The sequence below is a fragment of the Pseudomonas sp. K5002 genome (assembly GCF_013386655.1).
Taxonomy (GTDB): Bacteria; Pseudomonadota; Gammaproteobacteria; order Pseudomonadales; family Pseudomonadaceae; genus Aquipseudomonas.
Map to the genome: position 1 here is coordinate 1 of NZ_JACARK010001645.1, position 306 is coordinate 306.

The following is a 306-nucleotide window of genomic DNA, read 5'->3' on the forward strand; positions in this document are numbered from 1 at the left end:
CCAACAGCGGCATGAACCTGCTGCGCGAACGCCTGGCGCCGCTGCAGCAGGGCGGTCGGTTCTTTGCCGAAGTCGGCATCAGCGGCGCCCATCGCGAAAGCCTGCGCTGGCTGCGGGAAAACCGCGCCGACCTTGCCGCCATCGACAGCGTGACCTACGACTACCTCGCCCGTTTTGCGCCAGAGGAAGTGGCCGGGCTGAGGATCGTCACCCGCAGCGCGCCCAGCCCGACGCTGCCTTACATCAGCGCGTCGGGCTCAAATGAACACCTGCGGGAGGTCATGAACCTGGCCTTGCAGGATCTGC

Annotated in this window: 1 protein-coding gene; it reads left to right on the top strand. The window is 66.7% G+C overall.

The window, feature by feature from the left end; translation table 11 throughout:
- Window positions 1-306, top strand: a 306-nt coding sequence (locus HX846_RS38465; RefSeq protein WP_178967609.1) for a PhnD/SsuA/transferrin family substrate-binding protein, incomplete at both ends; no start/stop codon positions are given.